Origin of the sequence: Flavobacterium muglaense, assembly GCF_014305155.1 — a bacterium.
Lineage (GTDB): Bacteria > Bacteroidota > Bacteroidia > Flavobacteriales > Flavobacteriaceae > Flavobacterium > Flavobacterium muglaense.
This window is the reverse complement of record NZ_JACRUK010000097.1, coordinates 1-3,722: the sequence shown is the minus strand read 5'-3', so window position 1 is coordinate 3,722 and position 3,722 is coordinate 1. Positions and strand designations below refer to the sequence as shown.

Annotated in this window: 3 protein-coding genes; 1 reads left to right on the top strand and 2 read right to left on the bottom strand. The window is 35.1% G+C overall.

Features of this window, described 5'->3' with window-relative positions; translation table 11 throughout:
* Positions 1–166: 166 nt before the first annotated feature.
* Entirely contained in the window at positions 167–580 is a 414-nt protein-coding gene (locus H8R24_RS17815; RefSeq protein ID WP_187021788.1) for a thiol-disulfide oxidoreductase DCC family protein, read from the bottom strand.
* A 2-nt stretch (positions 581–582) separates the two neighbouring features.
* Positions 583–2,751 (bottom strand): endonuclease MutS2, encoded by a 2,169-nt coding sequence (locus tag H8R24_RS17810; protein WP_187021789.1) that lies wholly within the window; start codon positions 2,749–2,751, stop codon positions 583–585.
* A 111-nt stretch (positions 2,752–2,862) separates the two neighbouring features.
* Between H8R24_RS17810 and ung the strand changes: the two genes are divergently transcribed.
* Positions 2,863–3,534, top strand: coding sequence for a uracil-DNA glycosylase (gene ung / locus H8R24_RS17805; RefSeq protein WP_187021790.1), 672 nt, complete (start codon positions 2,863–2,865; stop codon positions 3,532–3,534).
* Positions 3,535–3,722 lie beyond the last annotated feature (188 nt).

Sequence of the window (3,722 nt, the reverse complement as noted above, 5' to 3'; positions counted from 1 at the left end):
TTATTAAGATGATGAAGCATAAACACATTGGATTACAAATAATTAAAATAAGTACATAACTTTACACCTCTAAAAATTTTAAATTATGAAGGTAGATATCGAAATAGAATTTCTGGAAACATTGAGGATTTTGAATTTTAAGATTAGAAAATAAAAACACTCAAATTTATATAAATTTCGATTTCAGTTCCGGAGTTGGAATCATACAGCTTTCTTTCTTGCCATACCAGCGGTAGCGATTTTTGGCAATATAATCATAAACTACGTTAGCAAATCCAACAGGTATCACTCTAAAAACAGACAAAACAGTTAGTGTTCCACCAAGATATTTGGCAATATTCAATGCAGCCTCTGATTTATAATAGTAAGCAACACCGGGTTCGTATAAAATGATACTATCAATTTTTGAAATATCAATACCTATATGTTTAACAATTTCTTGCCCGATTTCTGACTGCAAAGAGGCGAATCTAAAAACATCCTTTTTATCGTGTTTGATAATGAATTGTACCGCATTGTCGCATAAGTTACAAACGCCATCAAAGAGTACTATTTTTTTATTTTCGGGTAGGTTGAGCATAACTATTTCTTCTTCATTGCTTCGACAAGTTCCAGTTCATCCATGCTTACTTTGGAGGTAAACACACCATAGTTTACGGTAGCTTTATTTTTTTCAATCGCGTCAATTGTCCCAACAGCTCTACCATCAAGCATGCGCACCCGATCTCCTAAACGAATGATCGCTTTTGGTTTTTCGATTACTGGCTTGAGCTTTTTTTCTTTTTTCTCCTTACGGATTTCTTCTACAATCACTTCGGCTTCTTTGATGATCTCTTTTTTCTTCTCTACAATCGCTTTTACTTCTTTTGGAGTTGCTTTTATACGTTTGGAGTTTTCTATTTCTATAATTTTCAAAAATTCACCAATTAAGTCTTTTTTGTTTTTGTTATTGAAGTACTTATTAGCCAAATCCTCTACTTTTTGACCGATGTATATTGTTTTTTGATTGCTATCGTATAGCTCTTGATAACTTTCTAGTTTTTGCTTGATTTTGGTATTGATGCTTTCCATCTTTTTCCCTTCCTCACGCGCTTTGGTTTCTTCTTGTTTTAATGTTTGCGACGTTTTTTCCATTTTTGAACGTTCCTTTTGGAGCGTTGCAATGGTTTTATCAAAACGAACTTTACCCACTTCAATTTTTTTCTTGGCACGATTGATTAAGCTAAACGGAATACCGTTTTTCAAAGCCACTTCAAAAGTAAACGAACTTCCCGCTTGACCAAGAACTAATTTGTACATGGGTTCAAGCGTTTTTTCATCAAAAAGCATGTTGGCGTTGGTAGCAAAAGGCAATTCGTTTGCCAGTATTTTTAAGTTGGAATAATGCGTGGTAATAATCCCAAAAGCTTCTCTATGATAGAACTCTTCTAGAAAGATTTCGGCAAGGGCTCCACCAAGTTCTGGATCAGATCCTGTACCAAACTCATCAATCAAGAACATTGTTTTAGCGTTACACTTCTTCAAAAAGTAGTTCATGTTCTTCAAACGGTAACTGTATGTACTTAAATGATTTTCAATAGATTGGTTGTCGCCAATATCAGTAAGTATTCTATCGAATAAAAAGGTTTCAGATCGTTCGTGTACGGGTATCAACATTCCTGATTGCAACATCAATTGCAGTAAACCAACGGTTTTTAACGAGATTGTTTTACCACCAGCATTAGGCCCGGAGATAACTATTATTCGGTTTTCTTGTTGTAATTCTATGGTTTGCGGATGCGTGATTTCCTTTTTTTGTTTGTTGTTCAAATACAAAATAGGGTGGTAGGCATCTCTAAAATACAATCGACGATTGTCTGTAATTTGAGGTAATATTCCGTTGATTCGATTGGCATATTTTGCTTTTGCAGCGACCACATCAATATCACTTAAAAAGTTTTGATACTCCATAAGCAAGGGTAAGAATGGCCGAATAGCATTAGATAATTGCTTTAAAATTCGCGTGATTTCTTCGGTTTCTTCGTATTCTAAATTACTTAGTTCACGAGAATATTGAAGAGTAGCTTCGGGTTCTATGTACGCAATGCTTCCTGTTTTTGAACTTCCTAAAATAGATCCTTTTACCTTACGGCGGTACATGGCTAACACTGCTAAAACACGACGGTTTTGAACAAAACTCTCTTTGATATCGTCCAAATAGCCTAAACTGTTGTATTGCGTCAATGCAGAACCAAAACTCTGGTTTACTTTACCACGAACGCTGTTCATATTGCGACGAATATCCAGTAAAACTGGCGAGGCGCTATCTTTTATCTCTCCGTATTTATCTACGATTACATCAATTTGCGTGATGATGTCTTTAGTAAACTCGACTTGAGTAGCGCGTTTATTTAAGTTGGGATAATAATCGTCAAATTTCTTGAAGTAATTCAGTAAAAAATTAACGGTTGCTGAAAGTGTTGCAATTTTTCTAAAGCTTCCTACTTCTAGAAAACTATCTTCTATGGCTAGAAATTTTATTTCGTGCGTAATGGCTTCAAAACCATGATTTGGAATTGCATTATTGTTTTCAAAAGACGACACATACTCGGATGTTTGCATTAATGCTTCCATCAAAGTTTCTTTGTCTTTAAAGGGGATTATTTCTAACGCTTTTTGTTTTCCAATGTCTGTGTTACAAATAGTGGAAATCGTTTCTAGAACCTTTGGAAATTGTAAATCTTGTAATGTTTTTTCGGTAATGGATATCATTTTTTGAGATAAGTTGCAAAGGCACAAAGTTACAAAGTTTCAGAGTTAAAAAGGAGTATATTGTACTGTAGATTGCTAAAAACTTTGCAACTTTGTTGTAAAATTTATTAAATGAAAATTTCTTTAAATCGTTCTTGGGGAAAATTATTGAATGATACCGTTCAACAACCGTATTTTGAAGAATTAATTACTGCTGTTGAGCAGGAATATATTGAAAACAGTTGCTATCCACCACGGGAGTTAATTTTTGCTGCTTTTGATCATTGTGCTTTTGAAGATGTAAAAGTGGTTATAATTGGTCAAGATCCGTATCATGGGGATGGTGAAGCGAATGGGTTGTGCTTTTCGGTGAATGATGGAGTTAAGATCCCGCCCTCGTTGCGTAATATTTATCGAGAGATTAACGACGATTTGGATGCTATATTCATGCCCAATTCGGGTAACTTACTGTCTTGGGCACAGCAAGGTGTATTATTATTGAATGCTTCGCTTACAGTTCGTAAAGACACGCCCAATAGCCATAAACACTTAAAATGGTCTCTTTTTACGGATGCAGTGATTCAAAAAATATCAAATGAAAAGGAAGGAGTTGTGTTTTTACTTTGGGGCGCATTTGCACAAAAGAAAGGTAGTAAAATTGACCGCGATAAACATCTGGTTCTTGAATCGGGGCATCCTTCGCCTATGAGTGCTAATCAAGGAAAATGGTTTGGTAATAAGCATTTTAGTGCTGCAAACCGTTATTTAGAAAAAGTGGGGAAAACGGCTATTTCTTGGTTTTAAAAGTAGAATCTAATAGTTGGCAGTTTGCGTGAGGGATAGCAGCTAGCTACCATAGTAGCGCGTATAGCCCGACAGCAAAAAAAGAAATGGGCTAATTACCGTACTGATAATTGAGGGCACTGAAAAAGTGTTTCTAATAAATTAAGACCTAAAAAGGAGTAGATATCTATTGATTTCTACTCCTTTTT